Origin of the sequence: Nitrospina sp. P1_D6, assembly GCF_052156615.1 — a bacterium.
Lineage (GTDB): Bacteria > Nitrospinota > Nitrospinia > Nitrospinales > Nitrospinaceae > Nitrospina.
Map to the genome: position 1 here is coordinate 662124 of NZ_JBQKUN010000001.1, position 23025 is coordinate 685148.

The window sequence follows — 23025 nt, forward strand, 5'->3', positions numbered from 1 at the left end:
CAATGCCCCCATTGGGCCCCAACAAACTTCAGTTTGGAAGCGGAACCGCCTCCAGCTTTTTATGTAAAGGATTACCCAGGTAATCCTCGACATAGTTTTTCAGATACCCCTTTTCGTACAGTTTCTTGTTGGACACCTGCGTGTTGACCTTGTGCAGAATCCGGAACCGGGTTCGTGGAAACCAGCTTTTGAATTCGTCGAACGTGACGCCGGAGATGTCCCTTTCCCCGCGCGAGGGATGCTCCATGATTACCTTGGGAATATAAACCCGGGTCTCGTGGGTCAACCGTTTGGCAATATCGCTGAACGTGAGCAGGGTCGAGCAGTCCGAGTCGCCTCCCAGGGTGTCGTTCGGCACATACAGGAAACGCGCCCTGTGCCGGCGAAACGTTTGGAGAATGCGGTACACGCACCCGGAAACAACCACATGGTCGTTTTTCTCCACTTCGCAGGCGTCGAAGGTTTTGAGAATTTTATTGCGCGCAAGAAAGGTGGATATATAAGGCTCGGTGTGGAGCATTTGCGTGTTGGGAAGGTCCGCATAATAGATTTTGCGGCTTTCTTCCGCCAGGTAGCGTCGCCCTTGACGCATGAGGTCAGACGTTTCCCGGTCGATGTACTTTAGCGGCGTCAGGCATCCCATCCACAACAGGCAGTCTGGGTTGATGCGGGAAATGGTCTTCGCGTCTTCGGACATGGTGTGGGGTCCGAAGGAATAAAAGTTGGCGGAGGTGACGGCAGGCCCGTCCAGAATTTTCATGAGCTGACGCACGGTGGGGCCGTGCGGCAGAAGCTTTTTACGGTACTCGCCCAGGGTGATGACCGACAATTCGAAACTGATGCGGCCGGGATAACGCTCGGCCAGTCGATGGATGCGTTCCGGTTGGACGAAACCCACCGTAAAAAACGTGACGCTTTTATCGGTCGTGTCCAGAAACTCTTCCAGCCAGTCCATCACCCGCGGATGCAGGAAGATGTCCGTCCATTCCATGTATTCATTGCCACCCAGAAGCCAGGAATGGCCCGGGCGTGTCGGGATCCTTTTAATTTCTTCAAGGATATTCTGCCACTGTTGCTCCGTGGTGCGGGGCACATCGATGGTGGGGCGGTAGCTGTGATCTTTTTCGTAGCAGAAAGTGCACTCGACCGGGCAGGTTTTGCCCAGACTGAGAGGGATCTTACCCTCCCGGATCTCCTGGCGAAGGACATCGTTCAAGATTTGCTGGTCCATAACCAACTTCCCTTTAAAAAGGAAGAGGGTTATTCTTCATCCCATTTTTCGAACTGTTCTTTCAGCGTTTCATCCAAAGGAACGGCTTCCCGCTCATCCGGGTCCAGTTGATCCACCATCATTTTTAAATGATTGGTCGCACACCCCATGTAGGCGAGGCTTTCCTGAACCAGCTTCACCGACATGGCTTTCAGGCGCTTGGCCAGTTCATTCAAGTGTTCTTCGTCAATGGGACGAATGGAAGCGGCTTTTTTGAATTCAGCGATCGCTTCCTTGTACTTCTGCTCCCGGTGGTACTGATACCCTGCCTTGAACAGCTCCTGGACCTCTCTCACTTCTTCTACGGTAACGGGATCTTGATCCATATCCTCTTCAACTCAGCTTTTGCAGTTTGGCTAATATCGGGTCCAACGGTCCCCAGACCGCCAAGGATAAAAATAACCCTTGAAAGTGGTTTATTCTACCAAACGGACTGCTTTCCGTGTCAAAAAATCAGTGAAACGGGCGCACCTTGGGCATGGAGTCGAATGGACGAATTCACCGGGATTGGAAAAGGAAGAAAGAAAGGCAGTCCTACCCCAGACTTTGGGCCTTCAAAGTCCAATCAGCCATAATCGGGTCAGGGAGCAAAACTGCCTGGATATTCGTACCACCTTATATCTATCCGGCTACCAGGAGGGAGGCCAGTTCGGCCTGGTAAACTGGGTCGAAATTACTCTTTGGGAGGAGCTTCCTTATCCTCATAATAAGATTGCTTACAAATACCATGCGGACAGGGTCCCTGGGCATTTTCACACCCGGACGCCGCGACGGCGAACACGCTCAACATCAAGAAAATCACCAGTTTTCTCATTAATGTTCTCCTCAATAAAGACTTGCTGGCTTGCATGCCTGAGATGCAATTTAGAAATAGGTTTGTATCAATATTTTGATAACAATTCAATCAATTTTTTCAAAGATTGGAGGATTTTTTCGTTTCATCCTGTCCAGCTGCCTGCGGGCCCTCACAATCTGCAAATGGGCCTTGGTATCGATGCCGAGAACGACAAAATATCCGATGACAGCCAGAATAACCCCTACAATCACTCCCCCCACCCAAAGCGAAGCAAACACATCCGGTCCCATCTCCCACAAACTGCCCCAGGACAGGTTTTCCAGGTATTCCTGTTTGAACGGGCGGTCCAGAATCACCGCCCCCAGGTAATAGGTGCCTGCATAGACGAAAGGAGCTGTGAGGGCGTTGGTGACCTGCACCCCGATCAGGGCGCACAGCTTGCTGACCCGGAAGAACGCGGCTGTCACGAAACCCAGAGCCATCTGGAACCCAAACGTGGGCGTTGTGCTGATGAACAGGCCCAACGCCATCCCCCATGCCAGCTTTTCGGGGCTCGCCTGCAACCGGATGAACCGATAGTAAAAATATTTGCAGGCTCTTTTAATGGATTCCATAGTTCTTTTGGAATATAAAAAAGGGTGGAACGTGCCACCCGGTGGTCATTGAACCCCTCATTCTGGGAAAATCTGCAATGCCTTACTCACAGGAAGAACTGGATGCGATTCAAAATCAATTGCAAACCCTTCCCTGGGCCGGGAAAATTATAGCTTATGATCAGGTGGATTCCACCAACGATCTCGCGAAAAATTTGCTGTTGCAGGGTGCCGAAGAGGGCACTGTCGTTCTCGCGGACTCGCAAACCAAAGGCAAGGGGCGTCTCGGCCGTAGCTGGTATTCCGAGCCGGACACGGGGCTCTACTTTTCACTCATCCTGAAGCCCACACTCGACCAGGACGAGATTCCCCACCTGACCCTCATGGCGGCTGTGGCCGTGGTGGAGGCCCTCAACCAGATTGACTCCCAGAACGCCACCCTCAAATGGCCCAACGACATTCTGCTGAATAACCGCAAGCTGGGCGGCATCCTGTCAGAGCAAGTGGTGGATGGCTCGCATCCCGGGGTGGTCATTGGCATCGGCCTCAATGTCAGCCAGGAGGAATTCCCGGAAGACATCGCCCGCCTCGCAACATCATTATTGATAGAGGCCGGCACCCACCCAGCCCGCTTTGAGCTTTTAATCAATATTATTAAAAATTTACACAGCTACTATCAGATTTTACTTGAAGATAATGTAGGAATCGTTTTATCCCACTGGCGGCAAAACACGCGCATGCTGGGAACCCCCATCCTCCTCCGTCATGGCAACCAGACTCACTCCGGTATTGCTATGGATCTGGACGATTGCGGACGCCTGGTGGTGCACCTCGACTCCGGGGAGGAAGTCGCGTTTGAAAGCGGCGAAGTGACACTCTGCCAATAATTGGTCCCTACAGGGCCCCTGAAATACCGCCATAAAAATCAACCCTTGGCGGCCTGGGCTGCTTCCATTTCGGCCACAGGTGGTATTCCTCGACATGGATCACCGGATAGGTGTAAGTGGTAAAATCCAGTGGACGCGTCGTTTCGTCCGCCACCTTGCCCGCTACCGTGATTTCCCGTTTCGGTTCCAGCTTGGTTTTTTTATCGATTGACTCGATCCTGGCCAGAAACCGGCCCCCGGTTTTATCCCCCATCTCAGGCTGCAGATGGTACCCCAAAGGCCTTTGAAGCACTTCCACCACGGTCACTGTCCCCTCTTTCTTGACATTTATGATGCTGCCCCCCAGAACCACATTGCGGCCCAGATGATCCTGGGGCGTGCTGCGGATTTCCGTGAATGGGGCCTGTGGCCTGCTTGCCTTTACCAGGTCGGAAGAGATGACTCCGGCACACCCCCCCATTCCCAGCACCCAGATACACAGAAGTCCCACCGTTTTAGATTTTATGTCTGTCACCACCAGTAAGGACCCCGACGATAGTACCAGGCGGGCGAATAATACGGCCCCCAATATCCCCAATAACCATAGTAGGGATAGCCGTAATAAACGTATTCATTTTTCTCCCATAGACGCAGTTCTTCAACGCTCACGACGACGTACTTGTATTCTGCATTGTCTATGGTACCGGTCTTGGAACCGGTCACGGTGCCTCCAACGGTAATCTCCCGGTCCTTGCTGTAGATCTCCGGCTCCAGAAATCCTTCATATCGCAGGATGACCCGGCCGGAGGACTCATCCCGGTCGTCCAGCCGTCCCGTCCAAGTCAAAGGCACCTCAATGATTTCGACCTCCGACCACCCTTTGTAAATGCGGGTCTGGACAATGATGCCTCCCAGCACCACCTTTTCCCCGGTAAAATGTTCAGGCCTCTGCATGATACGCTGCATGCTGAAATCCATGTTCGTCTGTTCGCGCAGGGAGCCGGATATCGGATGAGCGCATCCGAACGCCACCCCGGCCAGAACCAGCCCGGCAAGCAGGCTTTTCCATCGAAACATCACATCACCTTCTTTCGAAAAAAGCCCCCTCCGCTTTCATTATACAACCCTGCCCGGGCCTGCGTTACAATAGAAAATCATGATCGAATTCTTCTTTGTACTGTACATTCTCTTGATGTTCATTTTTCCGCTTCCAACCCTTTCGGCCACCTTGGGCGCGGGAACGTGCTACCTCATTTTCCGCAAACACTACCTGTGGAAACACCAGCCACGCTCCGGACGCAAGCTGCTTGCGGTTTACTGGACAGGGGTGCTCATGAACCTGTCTCTCAGCCTGGCACTCGCGGTATCCATGGCTTTGATGGTTTACTATGTCATCTTCCCAAATTATTTTCTGATGGCCTTCAACGCCCTGTTCAGTTTTTCAGTTTCCTTCCGTTGGTTTGACTACTCGCACTGGCTGATCCGGCTTTACATCAACCGCACAAAACAACTTCCTGCAAGAAGCCGCCAACCGGGGATTCTGGCCATGTTGATCGGCCAACGCCCCCATTCCGGGGTGGGATTGGGAATGATGCCTTCCTTCATTGACGTGGGATACTTGACGGTGAAGGAAAACCGGGTCCATTTTGCAGGACTCCTGATCCAGGAAACGTGGAGTCCCGCCCAGTTTTCGGAACTTGCAAAAGTCGGTTCGGAAAAAATCCGCATGTTCCCCCAGCCGGATCGGCGGCACGGGGGCGCCGCCGTATACACCCTCGTCCTCCGGGACCAGTTCTACCCGTTTCGCAGCCGGGAATTGAGAGATCGAATCATCGAAACGCTTTCCTCCGGAAAGGAACAGGAGGCCTCCTCCCTTTCGGAAAAGGCACTTCCCCGATGGCGGCCCGCGGGTTGAACTGCCTCACGCATGGGGATAGAATGAACCACAGTATTCACAGGCTGCTATAAAAGGGAATCCCGGCCATGCCCGTCTCCGCATCCAAAGACTATTATAAAATCCTCGGCGTCACCAAGGCGGCGAAGATGAAAGAGATCAAAAAAGCCTACCGGGACCTCGCCAAGAAACATCATCCGGATATCAACCAGGGCAGTTCCAAATCGGAAGAAACCTTCAAACTGATTTCCGAAGCCTACACCACCCTGAGCGACTCCAAAAAACGCAAACAATATGACCAGATGCGTTCGCAGGGCACCGGGGCACCGCGGGGAAGCGGCCGCTCTTACCAGGGAGGAAACCCGTGGCAGGGTGCGTACGACTACGCCCGGCAATATACCCGGCAGGGTCCCCGTGAGGATTTCCGTGATGCCGGGCCACGACCGGATTTTGATGAAGAACCGCAGTTCGACCCGGACATGCCCACTCAGGGATTCGACCTTCAGTTCATGCTGGATGTTCCCTTCATCACTGCAGCACTGGGCGGAACCCTCCCCTTTCATTACGAAAAATACGTCACCTGCCCGGAATGCAACGGCAGTGGATTGAATACCGACCAGGACGCCTGCCCGGTTTGCGAGGGGATCCAACGCATCGTCGAGCCGGTTTCGGTGAATGTGGGCGTGCCGGGAGGGATTGCCGATCAGTACACCCTGCGCTTGCAAGGTGAAGGCGCATGCGGCAGAAACGGCGGCCCGCCGGGTGACCTGTTGCTCAAGGTATGCATCCAGCCGCATCCCCGGTTTCGCCGTGTGCAGTCGGATGTCTACGCAGACATCACCATCCCCGCCGAACTCGCGGAAAATGGCGGTCCCCTGGAAGTCGAAACACTGGATGGGAAGGAAACCATCATGGTGGAAGACGGCACCCTGACCGGCGAAGAATACCGCATTCCCGGAGTGGGAAGCCGCGAGCGTACCAGCAAAAAACGGGGTGACTTCATCGTCAAGTTCCACGTCGCCCAACCCGCGGCCTGAGGCGGGGAAATGAGCCTTCCTTTCCTCTTCCTGCTGATCATCATTCTCTGTGCCGTCGGCCTGGCCTATCTGCTTTTTCCAGAGGACAGAGCGCAAACCCCGCGCCGCACGGTCAGAAAACGTAAGGCCGCGAATGCAACGCGTCCTCCTGCACTCCCCCGAACCCGCTCACCGGACGAAACCATGATGGCCAGGGCAGGCATGACGGAACGCGAAGCCATCCGAAAAGTGGTGGATGCTTTCGTCGATCAGCATCCCGCCGAATCGGCAAAGATTCTTAAAAACTGGATGAGGGAAAGATAAAGGAAGCTCCGCTGGGAAGCGGGAGGGTCCTGCAATTCGAGAAACGGAAGCGTATCTTTAAGCGGTAGGAGTGGATTGACCTTCGGCCGGTTTGGGCTTGTCGGCCGCAGGGGGTGCTGCCTTTTCACCGGCCGGAGCATCGGGTTTGGGTGCGGGCGTTGCCGGTTTGTCTCCTGCAGGTGCCGCGGGCTTGGCCGCACCTGCCGCCGGGGCCGCCGGTTTGGCTCCTGCCGCCGGCGCACCGGGTTTCGGCGCGGGTTTCGCCGCAGGAGCGGCTCCCGGTTTGGGTACGTCTTCGTAACCCTCCGCATTCCGCACCACGCGGATGGATGACCAGAGCTCACACGGGGGATAGGTGAACTCGCTGCCGATCTTGTAATCGAAACGGATCACTTTTTCATCGGAACATTCGGTGATCCACGTGACCGCTGCACAGCCGATTTCAAAAATCGGGTCGAAGGGATACTCGGTTCCGTTCTTGTCCATGTGCTTCTTGGTCTTGTCCACCAGCGTCGCGGCTTCCGCCTTGCTGGGAATGCGCCAGTCGTCATGGCCCGCGAACTTTTCCTTGTTGACCTTGTCGACGTACTCGGGAGCCTGCGGCCAGGTGTAGAATTTTTTACTGTCGATCCACGCGTCGGTCTTCTTCCACATCAATCCGCTGTTGGGATCGGTGATGGTGCCGTCGCCGTTATCGATGAGCGGCTTCTTTTCTACCTTGGGTTTGGCGGCGGGTTTGGCAGCCGCGGGTTTCGCCCCTGCGGCGGGAGCGGGCTTGGCCCCGGTTCCACCCGGTTTCGCTCCGGCGGAGGCTGCGGGCTTGGCACCAGCAGCCGGAGCGGGTTTCTCGGACGCACCCTCCCCACCTTCCGGTTTCGGGGATGGAGATGCCGGTTTGGGAGTGGATTCCGAAGCGGTCGGTTTAGCTTCGGCGGATTGCTTCTCTTCGTTCTGCGGATTCGTGTCGGCCATCGATCAAGTCGGAGCGTTTCGCTTAATTATCTGGGTACCGGTCCCGAATTGGGTTTATCCGCAAACTGCGGCGCACGGTGAATGACATCGGTGAGATCCTTTCCGCTTTCCGTCAGGGCTTTTAAAATTTCACCCAGACGCGTGGTGGAATACATCTGCAACTGCGCCACGTAATACTCGCGGTATTGCTTGGCGTGATTCCTCACCCATTCGAGAACGAATTGCTCGCTGATTTCTGGCTTACCAGGATCCGACCAACCTTGCTTTTCAAGATAATTGGTTTGAGATTTGCGAATGATTTCGCAAATCAGGTCGGCTTTAATTCGAGACATAAAGTGTCACCGTCCTCAATACAACCCAACTCAAGCCGTTTCAGCTTGAGTTGCGTATTTTAATCAACTTCAGTGGGATGTCAACATGAAACAACCTCATTTCTAATCGCGTGAAAACGATGGCTCCCTCCATTCCTAATTTAATTTTATTCAATACCTTATATTTATTTTAAATCTCTATGAATCGAATGAAAACCCCTAATCCCACACGGTCTCAATTTAATTCTAGAGAGGATTTCCGAGGATCGAAATAATCCCGCAACCCCTCCCCTAAAAAATTGAAGGCAAGAATGGTCAGGAAAATGGCCAGCGAGGGAAACACAATGAGGTGCGGATAAAACTTGATCGCTGTCCAGCCATCGTTGGCCAGTGTCCCCCAGCTGCTGAACGGCGGCGCGATGCCCAACCCGATGAAACTCAACGTCGATTCGGCGAGGATCGCCACGGGGATACGAAAGGTCAATGTAACGATCAAAACGCCCCACAGGTTGGGCACGATTTCGGAGAACAGAATACGCCGGTGCCCCGCCCCCAGTGCGCGCGCCGCCTCGACAAACGTGAACTCCTTGATGCGCAGCACCTCGCCCCGAACCAGCCTGGCCACCGTCACCCAGCTCACCATGGTGAGGGCCAGGAAAATACTGGTCAGGCCGCGCCCCAGCACCACCATGATCAGGATAATCAACAAAAGGTCGGGAAGCGCAAAGATCACATCCACCACCCGCATCAGGAAATTGTCGATGCGTCCGCCGATGTAACCGGAAATGGCCCCATACACGGTGCCGATGACCAGTGCAATCAGCGTGGTGCCGACGCCGAGAAACAGAGACACACGCGCTCCATACAGCATGCGCGAAAACAGATCGCGCCCCAGGCGGTCGGTGCCCATCCAGTGCGTGGTATCGGGAGCGGCCAGCGCGTTCATCGTGTCCTGCTCCTCAAACGAAAACGGTGTCAGCCATGGTGCGAACAGCGCCGCCAGTGCAATGGCAGCGATGAAGCAGGCACTCAGTTTCGCGGGCAGGGAAAACCGGTTCCACATGGCGCGCATCAGGTCCTCTCTCCACTCAACTTAACGCGGGGATCGAGCTTCACATACAGCAGGTCGACGGCGATGTTGGCCAGTACGATCAGCACCGAGTACACCAGCGTCACGCCCATGATCAATGGATAGTCGCGGTTGGTGACGGCGGTGATGAAGTAATTTCCCATCCCGGGAATGGAAAAGATGAATTCGATGACGAACGATCCCGTCACCAGCCCGGCGGTGAGGGGTCCCATCACCGACACGATCGGCGTCAGGGAATTGAGAAGGGCATGCTTGATGAGGATGGTGGACTCTTTCAATCCCTTGGCACGGGCGGTGCGGATATAATCCTGCGACAGCACATCGAGCACCGTGGTGCGGGTGAGCCGGGCGATGTAACCCGCGAACCCCGCACCCAGAGCCAACGCGGGCATCAGCATGTGACGCGGCCCCTCCCACAGGGCGGGCGGCAGCCAGTGAAGCATGTGCGAGAAAATCAGAATCAGGAACGTGCCCAGCACAAAACTGGGAACCGATATACCCAGGGTGGCAATGAAAATGCAGGAGCGATCGATCAACGTGTTCTCACGCGCCGCGGAAATCACCCCGGCGGGCACGCCCAGCCCCAGGGTCACCAGCACCGCCAGAAGACCGAGGGTGAGCGACACGGGAAACGTGTCCCTGATGATGTCCGTGACGTCGCGCCCGATGTACTTGTACGACGGACCCATCTCCCCCTGCACCAGTTGCCCCATGTAAAGGAGGTACTGCTGCCACACAGGTTTGTCGAGATGGTACTTGGCTTCGATGTTGGCGAGGATTTCGGGAGGGAGTTTTTTGTCGCGATCGAACGGCCCGCCGGGCACGGCGTGCATGATGAGGAAAGTGATGGTCGCCACCACGATCAATACCGGCACCCCCTGCAGGAGCCGTTTCAGGAAATAGATCAGCATGACACCCCGGCCTCCCCCGCTTCCAGCAAGGCCCTGCAGGGAAATGCAATCCGTCCCCACCTGCGGGGGTGAAGTGAGCTATAATGGAGTCTTCGCATTTTTGCGGTTCCAGTCCAACCGTTTCCAAAAACCCGTCGCCCACGGCAACCCGATGATTTTCGACTCCCTCAGCGAATTTGTCAAACACCTCGAAGGCGCAGGCGAACTGGTGCGCATCCGCGAGAAGGTCTCGCCCATCCTCGAAATCGCCGAGATCACCGACCGCGTCTCCAAGCAGGACGGCGGCGGCAAGGCCCTATTATTCGAAAATGTCGAAGGTGCTTCCATGCCGGTGCTCATCAACGCATTCGGCAGTTGGAGCCGCATCCAGGCCGCGCTGGGTGTGACGAAGCTCGACAAGATCGCGCGCGACATCGACCAGTACCTGCACATGGCTCCACCGGAGACGCTCCTCGACAAGGCCAGGATGCTTCCCATGCTTTTCGAGGCATCGCAGTTTCCGCCGAAGATGGTATCCAGCGCGCCCTGCCAGGAAGTGGTGAAAACCGGCGACCAGGTCAATCTCGAAGAAATCCCGATCATCCAGTGCTGGCCGCACGATGCAGGGCGGTTCATCACCTATCCCATCGTCATCAACCGAAGTGTCGATCGCAAGATCCGCAACGTCGGTCTCTACCGCATGCAGGTGTTCGACAAAAAAACCACGGCCATGCACTGGCACATCCACAAGGACGGCGCACATTTTTTTCACGAATTCAAAAGGAAGGGCAAGGTCATGGAAGTGGCGGTGGCGCTGGGCGCGGACCCGGTTTCCTGCTACGCCGCCTCAGCCCCCCTGCCCTACGGAATCGATGAATTCCTGCTGGCCGGGTTCATCCGCAAAAAAGCCGTGCCCCTGGTCAAATGCAAGACGGTGAACCTGGAAGTTCCAGCCAACGCGGAGATCGTGCTGGAAGGTTTCATCGATCCCAAAGAGATGCGGCGTGAAGGTCCTTTCGGCGACCACACGGGTTACTACTCGCAAGACGGGGACTATCCCGTGTTCCATGTCACCGCCGTGACGCATCGCCGCAACCCGATCTATCTCACCACCATCGTCGGCATCCCGCCACAGGAGGATTTTTATCTCGGCAAAGCGACGGAACGCATTTTCCTGCCGCTGTTGCGCACGCAGTTGCCGGAGCTGGTGGACATGAACATGCCGCTCGAGGGCGTGTTTCACAATTGCGTCATTGTCTCTATGGACAAACGCTATCCCATGCAGGCGCGGCGATTGATGAGCACGCTGTGGGGCGCGGGGCAGATGAGCTTCGTCAAAACCATCGTCGTGGTGGACCGCGATGTCGATGTGCAGGACGAACAGGCGGTGCTGGAGTTGTTGCTCAACGACATCGACTTCAACCGCGACCTGTTTTTTTCCGAAGGCATCCTCGACGTGCTCAATCACGCCTCGGATCACGCCCTTTACGGTTCCAAGCTGGGCATCGACGCCACCCGGCCGATCGAAGGCGAACCGCCATCGAATCCGCCAAAAGGCGAGCCCGTAACGCCAGACCCGCAGTTGGGCGAACGAATCAAAAACAAATTCGCGGAAGCCAAATCGGTGCGGGTGTGCGACCCGATCGTGCGCCGCCCGGTGGTGCTGGTGGCGCTGGACAAAACCCGACCGCACCAGGGCCGCGATTTTCTCCGCGCGTGCCTGGAAGACGATGACCTCTCTGGAGCAGGCGTCATCGTGGCACTGGAAGCGCACGTCGATCTCGACAACACTTCGGCCGTGTTGTGGAAACTGTTCAACAACCTCGACCCGCGCCGTGACATCCAGGAGGTTGGCGGACGCATCGGCATCGACGTCACCCAAAAACTGCCGGAGGAAGGTTACACGCAGGACTGGCCGGAGGAGATTCACATGTCCGACGATATCAAAAAACGCGTCGATGAAAAATGGGAACGCATGTTCCCGCAATCCAGGCAACCCTGAATCCAGAGAAACACCCCACGCATCATGGCACTCGAAAACATCACCATCAAAGGCGCCCGCGAGCACAACCTGAAGAACATCCACCTCACACTTCCACGTGAAAAGCTGGTGGTGATCACGGGCCTGAGCGGTTCGGGAAAATCGTCGCTCGCTTTCGACACCATCTATGCCGAAGGCCAGCGCCGTTACGTCGAGTCCCTTTCCGCCTACGCCAGGCAGTTTCTGGAGTTGATGGAAAAGCCGGACGTCGATTACATCGAAGGCCTGTCCCCGGCCATCTCCATCGAGCAGAAGACGTCGAGCAGGAACCCGCGCTCCACCGTCGGGACCGTCACTGAAATCTACGATTACCTGCGTCTGCTCTACGCCCGCATCGGCCACGTGTTCTGCTACGGATGCGGCCGGGAGATCGCATCGCAGACTGTCCAGCAGATCGTTGACCAGGTGCAGGCTATTCCAGAAGGACGCAAGCTCATGATCCTCGCGCCCGTGGTGCAGGGCCGCAAGGGCGAGTTCAAGAAGGAAATCCTCGAACTGCGCAAGAAAGGCTTCGTGCGGGCGCGCATCGACGGCGAAGTGAAATCGCTGGAAGACGACATCACCCTCAACAAAAAATTCAAGCACACCATCGAGGCGGTGGTAGACCGGCTGGTGATCAAGGCCAACATGGGCAAACGGCTTGCGGACTCGGTGGAAATGGCGCTGGGCCAGGGAGACGGGTCGCTGGTGGTCTCTCTCCTCGAAGACAAGAAGAACAACCACGCGGCGGAAGAACTGCTGTTCAGTGAAAAGTTCGCATGCAGTTACTGCGGCATCAGTTACCCGGAACTGGAGCCGCGCCTGTTCTCGTTCAACAACCCGACGGGCGCGTGCCCGGAGTGCGACGGCCTGGGCAACCGCATGGTGATCGACCCCGACCTCGTCGTCCCCGACAAGACCCTGTCCATCCGTCAGGGCGCGATCCATCCGTGGCAGAAAAAAACCACGGTGTATTTCTTCCAGATGCTGGACTCGCTGGCGTCGCAGTTCAAATTCAAACTCAGCACCCCGTTTCAGGACCTGCCCAAAATCACGCAGGAGGTGCTCCTTCACGGCACCGAAGATCCGGTCAAATACTATTACGAAAAGGACGGGCGGCGGAAATCCTACACGGGCACGTTTGACGGCGTGATTCCCGAACTCGACCGGCGTTACCACGAAACCGAATCCAACTCGACGCGCGACGAGATCGCGCAGTACATGCGGGCCCTGCCCTGCCCCACCTGCAGTGGCACGCGTCTCAAAAAAGAGGCGGTGTCGGTGAGGGTCGGCGGACAGAACATCATCGAACTCACTTCACTCTCCATAGGCCAGTTGAGCGAGTACTTCGAAAAACTCACCTTCACCGAGCAGGAATTCTCCATCGCCCGCCGTATCGTGAAGGAGATCAGGGAGCGGTTGCAGTTCCTGGTGGACGTCGGTCTCGATTACCTGACCCTCAACCGCACCTCGGCGACCCTGTCCGGCGGCGAGAGCCAGCGCATCCGGCTGGCGACGCAGATCGGCTCCAGCCTCATGGGGGTGCTCTACGTGCTCGATGAACCGAGCATCGGCCTGCACCAGCGCGACAACGACCGCCTGTTGAAAACCCTCACCACCCTGCGCGACCTCGGCAACACGGTGATCGTGGTCGAACACGACGAGAACACCATCCGCGACGCGGATTACGTGGTGGACCTGGGTCCCGGGGCAGGCATCCACGGCGGCGAGGTGATTTTCGCCGGCCCGCCGCAGGAACTGGTTAAAGATACGAAATCGTTGACCGGCCTGTACCTTTCCGGCAAGCGCGAGATTCCCGTCCCGGCCAAACGCCGCAAGGGCAACGGTCATGCTCTCGAAATCACCGGCGCACGCCACAACAACCTGAAGGGAATCGACATCACAGTGCCACTGGGTGCGCTCACCTGCGTCACCGGCGTCTCCGGTTCCGGCAAGAGCACGCTTGTGATCGATATCCTGTACAAGGCACTGGCCCAGCATTTCTGGAAAGCCAACGACAAACCCGGGACGTTCGAAAAGATCAAGGGCGTCCAGTACCTCGACAAGGTCATCGACATCGACCAGTCGCCGATCGGACGCACCCCGCGGTCGAATCCCGCCACCTACACCGGCCTGTTCACCCTGATCCGCGACCTGTTCAGCGAAGTGCCGGAAGCGCGCGTGCGAGGCTACAAGCCGGGCCGGTTCAGCTTCAACGTCAAGGGCGGCCGCTGTGAAGCCTGCCAGGGCGACGGCATCATCAAGGTCGAGATGCATTTCCTGCCGGACATCTTCGTCACCTGCGAAGTGTGCCAGGGCAAGCGCTTCAACCGCGAGACGCTGGAAATCCAGTACAAGGGCAAGAACATCTCGGAAGTCCTGGAGATGACCGCGGAAGAGGCGCTCGAGTTCTTCCAGAACATCCCGTCCGTCCGCACCAAACTGCAAACCATCACCGACGTGGGGCTGGACTACATCCACCTCGGCCAGCCCGCCACCACCCTCTCCGGCGGCGAGGCGCAACGGGTGAAACTGTCGAAGGAACTCAGCAAGCGCAGCACCGGTCAGACCCTGTACATCCTCGACGAACCGACCACCGGCCTGCACTTCCATGACATCGGTCACCTCATGCACGTTCTCGCGAAGCTGGTCGATGCGGGGAACACTGTGATCATCATCGAGCACAACCTCGACGTCATCAAAACCGCCGATCACATCATCGACCTCGGCCCGGAAGGCGGCGACCGTGGTGGCGAGGTGGTGGCGACGGGCACGCCGGAGGAAGTGGCCGCCAACCCCAAGTCGTACACGGGCCTTTATTTATCAAACGTTTTGAAGCCTCCCGCCCGCACCTCGCGCAAAAAAGCGGCGAAAATGTAACCCTCCGCAATCAGTGATTTTCCGATAATAAATCGGCAAAGCTTTCTTTCTTTTCCCACATCATCACGGTTCCACGTACAATATGGGTGGTTTCATTTTGAGCCGTGGAATGCCGGCTCGCCGAGGCAAGCAAGGAGGTGTTCCAATGAAGAAACGCAAGCAGGAAAATCCGATTGAAGAAGTGAGTGACTACATGTCCGCCCCGGTGGTCACCATTCCTGAGACAGCAACCATCAAAGACGCGGCGGAATTCATGCACGATCGGAACGTGGGGTCGCTGGTGGTCATACAGGGAAAGAAACCCGTCGGAATCGTCACCGAAACCGATTTCGCCCGCAAGGTGGTGGCCAAGGGACTCGATCCCAAAACAGCGCAGGTGGCGGACATCATGACCACGCCATTACAGACGATCGACTGTCACGAATCGGTGCTGGACGCCAATAAGTTTATGGCGAAAAAGAAGATCCGTCACCTGGTGGTGATGGACAAGGAGGAACTGGTGGGAATCATCTCAGTGCATAACCTGGTGCACTACTTTTCGAACCCGCGCATCCGCACGTTTTAAAGGTCACCCGGCAAAATCAACCGGGCCACGCTGGAACGCCTGGAGTTAAAAGGGGGAAGGCTGCAGCGTTACTCGGTGCCTTTACTTTCGATGCGGGCCAGAGCGCGGAACAATTTTTTCTGCGCTTCGACGAGTTCGGATTCCTCAACATCGGGCTTGGCCAGAATGGCTTCGGCCTGAGCCTTGGCTTCCTGCGCGCGGGCCACATCGACGTCGCTGAGGTACTCGGCGGTCTCCGCCAGCACCGTCACGCGGTCGTTGGTGATTTCCGCGTACCCGTGACCCACGACGAGCGAAATGATCTCATCGCCCTTTTCATAGGAAAAGCTTCCCGGCCGCATGGTGGTGAACAAAGGCGCGTGCAGGGGAAGGATGCCCAGGTCGCCCTCGCTTCCGGGAATATTGACCTGGTCTACGCTCGGATCGTTGACCATCTCCTTCTCCGGCGTGACCAACACAAAATGCAGTTTCTGGTTCTCTTCGGCCATGCTCATCAACCCTGCTTCTTGAGTTTCTCGGCTTTTTCGTACACCTCATCGATGGCGCCGCACATGTAGAACGCCTGCTCGGGGATGTCGTCCAGCTTGCCGTTGACGATTTCCTTGAAGCCGGTGATGGTGTCAGCCACCTTGACGTATTTGCCGGGCGCGCCGGTGAACGTTTCTGCAACGAAGAACGGCTGGGACAGGTATTTCTGGATTTTGCGGGCCCGCATGACGAGCATCTTGTCCTCTTCCGTCAATTCGTCCATACCCAGAATGGCGATGATGTCCTGCAGTTCCTTGTAGCGCTGCAAGGTGCGCTGCACTTCACGCGCAACCGAATAATGCTCTTCGCCGACAATCGCCGGATCCAGGATGCGTGAAGTCGAGTCCAGAGGATCTACAGCAGGGTAAATGCCCAGTTCCGAGATGCGCCGGTTGAGAACGGTGGTGGCGTCCAAATGAGAGAAGGTGGTCGCCGGAGCCGGATCGGTGAGGTCGTCGGCCGGAACGTAAATCGCCTGGACGGAGGTGATGGACCCCTTCTTCGTTGAAGTGATGCGTTCCTGCAGGTTGCCCATCTCGGTGGCCAGCGTCGGCTGGTAACCAACCGCGGACGGGATACGGCCGAGCAACGCGGACACTTCGGAACCTGCCTGCGAAAACCGGAAGATATTGTCGATGAACAAGAGCACGTCCTGACCACCGACATCGCGGAAGTATTCGGCGATGGTCAACCCCGTCAGGGCGACCCGCATGCGCGCGCCGGGAGGTTCTGTCATCTGACCGTAGATCAGGGCCGTCTTGTCAATGACCTTCGATTCGATCATTTCGTGGTAGAGGTCGTTGCCTTCACGTGTACGTTCCCCGACCCCGGCGAACACCGAATACCCGCTGTGCTCCGCGCCGATGTTGCGGATCAGTTCCATGATGAGAACGGTCTTGCCCACGCCGGCGCCGCCGAAAAGTCCGGTCTTGCCGCCCTTCAGGTACGGCTCGAGCAGGTCAATGACCTTGATGCCGGTTTCCAGCATTTCCATACCCGTGTCCTGCTCGTCCAGCGGCGGCGCGTCGCGGTGGATACTCCACGTCTCCTGTGACTCGACCTTTGGCTTCTGATCGACAGGTTCGCCGATGACGTTCAGGATCCGTCCCAGCACATTTTCGCCTACGGGAACCGAGATCGGGCGACCCGTATCTTCCGCATCGATGCCGCGCACGAGGCCGTCGGTGGGGTGCATGGAGATGGCCCGCACCGCATTGTCGCCCAGATGCTGCGCCACTTCCAAGGTGATGGTTTCGTCCTCTCCACCTTGCACCTCTTTCTTAATGTGGAGAGCATTGTACAAAGCCGGCAGTTCGCCGCCCTTGAAGCTGATATCCACGACGGGACCGATTACCTGGATGACTTTTCCTACGTTCATCAAACGCTCCTTTACTTGGTCGTCTTGGTCGATACTTTATATTCAGTCTTTCAGCGCTTCCGCCCCGTTGACCACTTCGATCAGTTCCTTGGTGATGTACGCCTGCCGTGTGCGGTTGTAAAACAGGGTCAACTGACCGATCATTTCCTTGGCGTTGCGCGACGCGTTGTCCATCGCGGTCATGCGGGCGCCGTGTTCGCTGGCACTGGATTCCAGAAAGGCGCGGTAAACCTGCAAGGTCATGTACCGCTTCAGAATGTCTTCCAGAATGCTTTCCTCGTCCGGCTCATAAATGTAATCCACCGGAAACTGATCTTCCGTCTCCTCCGGAGCCACCGGCAGCAATTGCTCGCTGATGACCTCCTGCCGGAGGACGGACTTGAACTCGTTGTACACCAGAAAAATACGGTCCACTTGTTTTTCCACGAACAACTGCCCCAGCTTTTCGCCGATCTCCACCGCCTTGGCGTAGTTGAAATCCTTGGTCCAGCCCGGATAGTTTTCCTGAATCTTGTAAGACCGGCGTTTGAAGAAATCCCCGCCTTTTTTGCCCGCAAGAAACAGGGAGATGTTGCTGTTGCTGTTGGCATCGATGACCTTCGACGCCATCTTGACGATATTGGCGTTGAAGGCCCCACAAAGGCCGCGGTCCGCCGTGATGATCACCAGCAGGATATTGTCGCCCTCGCGGTCATTCAACAAAGGGTGCAGGTCGTGGTTGCAGCGGGCGGCCAGATGATTCAGCACGTCGCGCATCTTGGTGGCGTAAGGCCGGGCCGTCAGGATGGCTTCCTGGGCACGGCGCAACTTGGAGGCCGACACCAGCTTCATGGCCTTGGTGGTCTGCTGGGTGTTCTTGACACTCCGAATCCGGCTTTTAACGTCCCGTAAATTTGGCATGATTTAATTAAACAATCCCTTGAACTCTTTGACCGCCGCAGTCAGTTGCTCTTCACTTTCATCGGTGAGCTTCTTATCCTTGGCGATGGTTTCCATAAGGTCTTTTTTCTTTTCTTCCAGAAAATTGATGAAGCTTTCCTCGAATCGCTGGATGTCACGCACCTTGATGTCGTCGAGGTGGCCGCGTACGCCGGTGAACAGCGAGACCACCTGCTGCACCACGGTCAACGGCCGGTACTGCGGCTGCTTCAGCAACTCCACCAGGCGCTCACCTCGTGCCAACTGCGCCTGCGTGGCGGCGTCAAGGTCACTGCCGAACTGGGAGAAGGCAGCCATTTCGCGGTACTGCGCGAGGTCGAGGCGCAACTGACCCGCCACCTGCTTCATCGCCTTGATCTGTGCGGAGCCACCGACGCGGGAAACGGAGAGACCGACGTTGATCGCCGGGCGTACGCCCGAATAAAACAGGTCCGTTTCCAGGTAGATCTGTCCGTCGGTGATGGAGATGACGTTGGTCGGGATGTACGCCGACACGTCGCCGGCCTGCGTCTCGATAATGGGAAGAGCCGTCATCGATCCCGCACCCAATTCGTCATTTAACTTCGCGGCGCGTTCGAGCAGGCGCGAATGCAGGAAGAAGACGTCACCGGGGTACGCCTCGCGTCCCGGAGGACGGCGCAACAGCAGGCTCAACTGGCGGTAGGCCGCCGCCTGCTTGGACAGATCGTCGTAAATGATGAGTGCGTGCTGGCCGTTGTCGCGGAAATACTCGCCCATGGCGCAACCGGCGTACGGTGCGATGAACTGCATCGGGGCCGGGTCGCTGGCGCTGGCGGAAACGACGATGGTGTAATCCATCGCGCCGTGCTCTTCCAGCGTCTTGACAACACGCGCCACCGTGGACCGCTTCTGGCCGACGGCGACGTAGATGCAGAACATGTTCTGCCCTTTCTGGTTGATGATGGCGTCGATGGCGACGGCGGTCTTGCCGGTCTGCCGGTCGCCGATGATCAATTCGCGCTGACCGCGGCCGACAGGGATCATGCCGTCGATGGCCTTGATGCCGGTCTGCATCGGTTCGTGTACGGATTTGCGGTCGATGACACCCGGTGCGATGCGCTCGATGGGGCCGCGCTGCTTGGCGTTGATGGGGCCCTTGCCGTCGATCGGTTGGCCAAGCGCGTTCACCACGCGGCCGACCAGCTCCGGTCCGACCGGCACGTCCATGATGCGTCCGGTGCGCTTGACTTCGTCGCCTTCCTTGATCAGGTTGTCGAATCCCATGAGCACGGCGCCGACGTTGTCCTCTTCCAGGTTCAGGACCATGCCGGTGACGTCGTTCGGAAAATCCACCAGTTCGCCCGCCATCGCTTGTTCGAGGCCGTAGATGCGCGCGATGCCGTCGCCGACGGAGATGACGCGGCCGGTTTCCTTCAATTCGATTTCGGACTCAAACCCTTCGATCTGCTTCTGGATCAGGGTGCTGATTTCATCCGCTCTAAGACTCACAGTAGGACCTCCTCCTTCTCAATCGACCGTCGCAACAGCGCCAGGCGGTTCTTGATGGTGGCATCGGCGACCCAGCTTCCGATACTGACACGGATGCCGCCGAGCAACGACTCGTCCACCTGGCTGTCGATCACCGCGCTTTTTCCCAAAGCCCGGTCCAGGGACGATTTCAGTTTATTCAGTTGTTCCTCGGATACAGGATGGGCAGCCACGATCTTCACCCGCACCTGATTGAGCCGATCGGCCACCGTTTTTTCAAAGTATTCCCGGATGTTTTTCAGATAGGCCATCTTGTTTCGCTGAACCAGCATCTCCGCCACCTTGCGCACTTCCTTGCCGGCCGGGATGTTGTCGCAAAGCGACATCACGAACGCGAGTTTCTTGTCGTCCGAAATGGCGGGATGCAGAAAAAACTTGGGCAGTGCGGGGTCGGACTGAATGGCATCATCCAGATCGCACAGGTTGTCCAGCGCTTCCTGCAGTTTGGCGTTTTCCTCAATGGAGCCGGACAACGCTTCGGAAAATCGTTTGCCTATCTGGTTTTCAATCATTGTGCCTTCATTTCACGACGGGACGGCCAACGCCGCCGCGCCTAGTTCTTTTCCAGGTTGCGGACCACTTCGTCAATGGACTCGTCCACCAGCCGCTTTTTGTCGTCGTCCTGCATGGTGCGGCGCAGGATTTTCTCGGTGGAGGCAATGGTCAAAACGGAAACATACTGCCGGATCTCCCCCATCAGCCTGTCGCGCGCAACACGGATTTCATGCTCGGCTTCCTTCTGCATCTGCCGAACTTTGGCCTGGGTTTCGTTGAGGGTTTTTTCCTGCAGTTTGCGGGACTCGTCGTGTGCCAACTGGACGATGGTGTTCGCCTTGTCGTGCGCGGTCTGGAGCTGGTCCTCAAACTCCTTCCTGATTTTATCCGCTTCCGCCCGCATGGCTTCGGCGCTTCTAATGTCTCCGGAAATTTTCTTCTGCCGCTCCTCCAGCATCTGCAGGATGGGAGGGAACGCGTACTTCTTCAGCAGAAACAGAAGAAGGGCGAACGAGACGATCGACCAGAAGATCAATGAAGAAAATACCGATACCTGCTCTAGTTGTGGCATTGTCCGGGTGACCTGGGATGAAGGTTGTTCATAAAGATTGCCGTACCTGGATGCGCCCCGAAGGGCGCGTCACTAAAGTGCGCTTACGCCTTGCCCATCAGAATAAAGGCGAGAACCAGCGCGTACAGAGCAACGGCTTCCACCAGCGCGAAACCGATCCAGCAATACTTGGCCACACGGCCTTCGGCATTCGGCTGACGACCTACGGTCTCGATGGTCGTGGCGAAGATATTGGCGATACCAATCGCCGCACCGAAGAACCCTGCGGCGCACAAGCCCATTCCCAAATATGCTGCGGCAGCTGCTTCCATCCTGGAACTCCTCTCTTGATGATTGATTTAATGCAATTTAATGACGTCCCCGATGTAAACACATGTCAGGACGGTGAATATATAAGCTTGAATGAATGCGATTGCGACTTCCAATACGTTGATGACGACGGTGAACCCGAACGGCATCCAGCTGACCCACCCCGGGGCCGTGAGCGTCAATGCGAACAGCACCGCCAGCACCGTGTGGCCCGCCGTCATGTTGGCAAACAGGCGCACGGACAGCGACACCGGTCGGGCCAGCATGCTGATGACTTCGATCGGGATCATGAACGGGATCATGAGCTTGGGCACGCCCGGCGGCACGAGGATACTCAGAAAATGCCCGCCATGTTTGACGAAGCCGATGACCAGCGTCATGAAAAAGATGATCAGCGCAAACGCACCGGTAACGACCAGCTGGCTCGTCATGGTGTACGAACCGGGCACGAGGCCGATCAGGTTGCATACCAGAATAAAGAAAAACAGGGTGGCGACAAAGGAGAAGTATTTCCTGCCGTCCTCGCCAATGAACTCATCAACCATGCCCTGAACGAATTCGAGAGAAACTTCGGCGACACTCTGCCCCTTGCCGGGTACCAGCCTGAGGCCGCCTTTGATCACCACCATGAACAGGAAAAAAACCAGGGCAACGCCCACCCACATGACGATGACCGCCTTGTTGATGGAAAGGTCGAGCCCCAGAAACTGGATGGGGATGATGGGGTGCAATTCGAAGTGGTGAAGCGGGTTTTCCATTCCTCAATATTTCTTTTTAATCGTCGCGGTTGGGATCCGGAGGGCCGTCGTCCAAATCCGTTTTATTGTCGCCCTTGTTTTCTGGGTCGTCCTGCCCCCAGTCCTGCTCCATATTCATTGCCGCCCGGTACACATTGAGGACCCCGGCGGCACCGCCGAACAAAACGCCGACGGCAAGAAACCAGGGGTCCGTCTCCAGAAAGTAGTCCAGCGCGTACCCCATCAAAGCCCCGATGAGGGTGGCAACGGTCATCTCGGTGCCGAGTCTGAACGCGTAACTCAGGCCCTGGCGTAGGGAACTCCCGGATTTCATTTTTTTGTCATTGGGGGTAACAAGGCCAGATAAGGCTGAAAACGCCTCATCATACCAACAGGATCCTTGTTTACCAAAAGAAATTCTTGAGTTGCCTCAAGGACTTCCGGGGTTCGACAAAAATCTGAAATGTTCGCGCGGTGTTCGCTCGAATTTGGGAGAAAGGAATGCCGGCAACTGCCAAAACCGCCCCTCACTCAATGATTTACCCTGCAACAGGGGCCGGTCCGGGTCGCGACACATCTAGACCGTTTGGGCCGCAAAAAAATAACGCCGAACTTCTCACCTGTCAATTGAAAAATCCAGCGTCAGGATGGCCAATGCAAATTAGCCTGGAATGGGGAAAGCATTGGGATTCCGCTTGCCCACTCCCAATTGCGGAAACCCGGAGGCCTGCCCGGCACGTCCTCAGTAAGGCATTTCCCCGAATTTCTTTTCGTAATCGGCCAACGGGAGCATGTCAATTGCATCCCAAGGGCACCCCTCCAGGAACGTATCCATGGGGCCTTTGGAGACACATTTTTTACAACCGATGCACAGCAGTTCATCCACCATCACCACGTTGAAAGCCGGCGCATATGGGTTTTGAACCTCGTACATGCAGTTCTCTACCGGACACTCGGTGATGCAAATGGGCGAGCCACTGCATCCGGTGCAGGCCTCGTTGATGACCGCTAACTCTTTCGGTTTGCGTTTTCTTTGGGCGGAGCGTTTGGCTCGTTCGGCTACTGCCATATC

General features: G+C 56.6%; 26 protein-coding genes. 7 read left to right on the plus strand and 19 right to left on the minus strand.

The window, feature by feature from the left end; all coding sequences use genetic code 11:
* Nucleotides 1-28: 28 nt before the first annotated feature.
* The 3 genes from ACTRXA_RS03095 to ACTRXA_RS03105 all read right to left on the minus strand — a co-directional run bounded on the left by ACTRXA_RS03095 (nucleotide 29) and on the right by ACTRXA_RS03105 (nucleotide 2680).
* Nucleotides 29-1231, minus strand: a complete 1203-nt coding sequence (locus ACTRXA_RS03095; RefSeq protein ID WP_442425741.1) for a radical SAM protein — start codon at nucleotides 1229-1231, stop codon at nucleotides 29-31.
* 29 nt (nucleotides 1232-1260) lie between these two features.
* Nucleotides 1261-1596 carry a hypothetical protein gene (locus ACTRXA_RS03100; protein WP_442425742.1) on the minus strand — a complete coding sequence of 112 codons (336 nt, stop codon included), beginning with the start codon at nucleotides 1594-1596 and terminating at the stop codon, nucleotides 1261-1263.
* A gap of 574 nt (nucleotides 1597-2170) precedes the next feature.
* Nucleotides 2171-2680 carry a DUF2062 domain-containing protein gene (locus ACTRXA_RS03105; protein WP_442425743.1) on the minus strand — a complete coding sequence of 170 codons (510 nt, stop codon included), beginning with the start codon at nucleotides 2678-2680 and terminating at the stop codon, nucleotides 2171-2173.
* Between the two features lie 77 nt (nucleotides 2681-2757).
* Here ACTRXA_RS03105 and ACTRXA_RS03110 point away from each other — a divergent pair, with 77 nt between their 5' ends.
* Nucleotides 2758-3546, plus strand: a complete 789-nt coding sequence (locus ACTRXA_RS03110; RefSeq protein ID WP_442425744.1) for a biotin--[acetyl-CoA-carboxylase] ligase — start codon at nucleotides 2758-2760, stop codon at nucleotides 3544-3546.
* Between the two features lie 7 nt (nucleotides 3547-3553).
* Here ACTRXA_RS03110 and ACTRXA_RS03115 read toward each other — a convergent pair whose 3' ends face one another.
* Nucleotides 3554-4063: a Slp family lipoprotein gene (locus ACTRXA_RS03115; RefSeq protein ID WP_442425745.1), complete on the minus strand. Its 510-nt coding sequence runs from the start codon at nucleotides 4061-4063 to the stop codon at nucleotides 3554-3556.
* On the minus strand, nucleotides 4057-4602 hold the full coding sequence (locus ACTRXA_RS03120; protein ID WP_442425746.1) for a Slp family lipoprotein: 546 nt from the start codon (nucleotides 4600-4602) through the stop codon (nucleotides 4057-4059). The genes ACTRXA_RS03115 and ACTRXA_RS03120 overlap by 7 nt, the downstream gene beginning before the upstream one ends.
* A 79-nt stretch (nucleotides 4603-4681) precedes the next feature.
* On the opposite strand from ACTRXA_RS03120, the gene ACTRXA_RS03125 reads away from it, so the two are divergent.
* The 3 genes from ACTRXA_RS03125 to ACTRXA_RS03135 all read left to right on the plus strand — a co-directional run bounded on the left by ACTRXA_RS03125 (nucleotide 4682) and on the right by ACTRXA_RS03135 (nucleotide 6759).
* Nucleotides 4682-5440: a hypothetical protein gene (locus ACTRXA_RS03125; RefSeq protein ID WP_442425747.1), complete on the plus strand. Its 759-nt coding sequence runs from the start codon at nucleotides 4682-4684 to the stop codon at nucleotides 5438-5440.
* A 68-nt stretch (nucleotides 5441-5508) separates the two neighbouring features.
* Nucleotides 5509-6456 (plus strand): DnaJ C-terminal domain-containing protein, encoded by a 948-nt coding sequence (locus tag ACTRXA_RS03130; protein WP_442425748.1) that lies wholly within the window; start codon nucleotides 5509-5511, stop codon nucleotides 6454-6456.
* Nucleotides 6457-6465: 9 nt separating this feature from the next.
* Nucleotides 6466-6759 carry a hypothetical protein gene (locus ACTRXA_RS03135; protein WP_442425749.1) on the plus strand — a complete coding sequence of 98 codons (294 nt, stop codon included), beginning with the start codon at nucleotides 6466-6468 and terminating at the stop codon, nucleotides 6757-6759.
* Between the two features lie 57 nt (nucleotides 6760-6816).
* Here ACTRXA_RS03135 and ACTRXA_RS03140 read toward each other — a convergent pair whose 3' ends face one another.
* The 4 genes from ACTRXA_RS03140 to ACTRXA_RS03155 all read right to left on the minus strand — a co-directional run bounded on the left by ACTRXA_RS03140 (nucleotide 6817) and on the right by ACTRXA_RS03155 (nucleotide 10043).
* Nucleotides 6817-7731 (minus strand): DUF1566 domain-containing protein, encoded by a 915-nt coding sequence (locus ACTRXA_RS03140; protein WP_442425750.1) that lies wholly within the window; start codon nucleotides 7729-7731, stop codon nucleotides 6817-6819.
* Nucleotides 7732-7757: 26 nt separating this feature from the next.
* Nucleotides 7758-8063: a hypothetical protein gene (locus tag ACTRXA_RS03145; protein ID WP_442425751.1), complete on the minus strand. Its 306-nt coding sequence runs from the start codon at nucleotides 8061-8063 to the stop codon at nucleotides 7758-7760.
* 214 nt (nucleotides 8064-8277) lie between these two features.
* Nucleotides 8278-9114, minus strand: coding sequence for an ABC transporter permease (locus ACTRXA_RS03150; RefSeq protein WP_442425752.1), 837 nt, complete (start codon nucleotides 9112-9114; stop codon nucleotides 8278-8280).
* The gene (locus ACTRXA_RS03155; protein WP_442425753.1) at nucleotides 9114-10043 is read right to left on the minus strand and encodes an ABC transporter permease; all 930 of its coding nucleotides are present in this window, start codon (nucleotides 10041-10043) and stop codon (nucleotides 9114-9116) included. The genes ACTRXA_RS03150 and ACTRXA_RS03155 overlap by 1 nt, the downstream gene beginning before the upstream one ends.
* Before the next feature lie 43 nt (nucleotides 10044-10086).
* Between ACTRXA_RS03155 and ACTRXA_RS03160 the strand changes: the two genes are divergently transcribed.
* The 3 genes from ACTRXA_RS03160 (at nucleotide 10087) to ACTRXA_RS03170 (ending at nucleotide 15487) form a co-directional block, all read left to right on the plus strand.
* Nucleotides 10087-12024: a menaquinone biosynthesis decarboxylase gene (locus ACTRXA_RS03160; protein WP_442425754.1), complete on the plus strand. Its 1938-nt coding sequence runs from the start codon at nucleotides 10087-10089 to the stop codon at nucleotides 12022-12024.
* Between the two features lie 24 nt (nucleotides 12025-12048).
* Nucleotides 12049-14922, plus strand: coding sequence for an excinuclease ABC subunit UvrA (gene uvrA / locus ACTRXA_RS03165; RefSeq protein WP_442425755.1), 2874 nt, complete (start codon nucleotides 12049-12051; stop codon nucleotides 14920-14922).
* Nucleotides 14923-15067: 145 nt separating this feature from the next.
* The gene (locus tag ACTRXA_RS03170) at nucleotides 15068-15487 is read left to right on the plus strand and encodes a CBS domain-containing protein (protein ID WP_442425756.1); all 420 of its coding nucleotides are present in this window, start codon (nucleotides 15068-15070) and stop codon (nucleotides 15485-15487) included.
* A gap of 68 nt (nucleotides 15488-15555) precedes the next feature.
* Here the strand turns inward: ACTRXA_RS03170 and atpC are convergent, their stop codons facing one another.
* From atpC to ACTRXA_RS03220, 10 genes are all read right to left on the minus strand, one after another.
* Nucleotides 15556-15981, minus strand: a complete 426-nt coding sequence (gene atpC, locus ACTRXA_RS03175; protein WP_442425757.1) for an ATP synthase F1 subunit epsilon — start codon at nucleotides 15979-15981, stop codon at nucleotides 15556-15558.
* Complete coding sequence (atpD, locus tag ACTRXA_RS03180; RefSeq protein WP_442425758.1) at nucleotides 15981-17393, minus strand: F0F1 ATP synthase subunit beta; 1413 nt, start codon at nucleotides 17391-17393, stop codon at nucleotides 15981-15983. The genes atpC and atpD overlap by 1 nt, the downstream gene beginning before the upstream one ends.
* Nucleotides 17394-17435: 42 nt before the next feature.
* The gene (gene atpG / locus ACTRXA_RS03185; RefSeq protein ID WP_442425759.1) at nucleotides 17436-18293 is read right to left on the minus strand and encodes an ATP synthase F1 subunit gamma; all 858 of its coding nucleotides are present in this window, start codon (nucleotides 18291-18293) and stop codon (nucleotides 17436-17438) included.
* A gap of 3 nt (nucleotides 18294-18296) precedes the next feature.
* Nucleotides 18297-19802: a F0F1 ATP synthase subunit alpha gene (gene atpA, locus ACTRXA_RS03190; protein WP_442425760.1), complete on the minus strand. Its 1506-nt coding sequence runs from the start codon at nucleotides 19800-19802 to the stop codon at nucleotides 18297-18299.
* The gene (gene atpH, locus ACTRXA_RS03195; RefSeq protein ID WP_442425761.1) at nucleotides 19799-20353 is read right to left on the minus strand and encodes an ATP synthase F1 subunit delta; all 555 of its coding nucleotides are present in this window, start codon (nucleotides 20351-20353) and stop codon (nucleotides 19799-19801) included. Before atpH ends, atpA begins: the two co-directional genes overlap by 4 nt.
* 41 nt (nucleotides 20354-20394) lie before the next feature.
* Complete coding sequence (gene atpF, locus ACTRXA_RS03200; RefSeq protein ID WP_442425762.1) at nucleotides 20395-20907, minus strand: F0F1 ATP synthase subunit B; 513 nt, start codon at nucleotides 20905-20907, stop codon at nucleotides 20395-20397.
* 83 nt (nucleotides 20908-20990) lie between these two features.
* Nucleotides 20991-21218, minus strand: coding sequence for an ATP synthase F0 subunit C (gene atpE / locus ACTRXA_RS03205; RefSeq protein ID WP_005011080.1), 228 nt, complete (start codon nucleotides 21216-21218; stop codon nucleotides 20991-20993).
* Between the two features lie 27 nt (nucleotides 21219-21245).
* Nucleotides 21246-21974, minus strand: a complete 729-nt coding sequence (locus ACTRXA_RS03210; protein ID WP_442425763.1) for a F0F1 ATP synthase subunit A — start codon at nucleotides 21972-21974, stop codon at nucleotides 21246-21248.
* Between the two features lie 16 nt (nucleotides 21975-21990).
* Complete coding sequence (locus ACTRXA_RS03215; RefSeq protein ID WP_442425764.1) at nucleotides 21991-22287, minus strand: AtpZ/AtpI family protein; 297 nt, start codon at nucleotides 22285-22287, stop codon at nucleotides 21991-21993.
* A 408-nt stretch (nucleotides 22288-22695) separates the two neighbouring features.
* Nucleotides 22696-23022 (minus strand): 4Fe-4S ferredoxin, encoded by a 327-nt coding sequence (locus ACTRXA_RS03220; RefSeq protein WP_442425765.1) that lies wholly within the window; start codon nucleotides 23020-23022, stop codon nucleotides 22696-22698.
* Nucleotides 23023-23025: the final 3 nt, after the last annotated feature.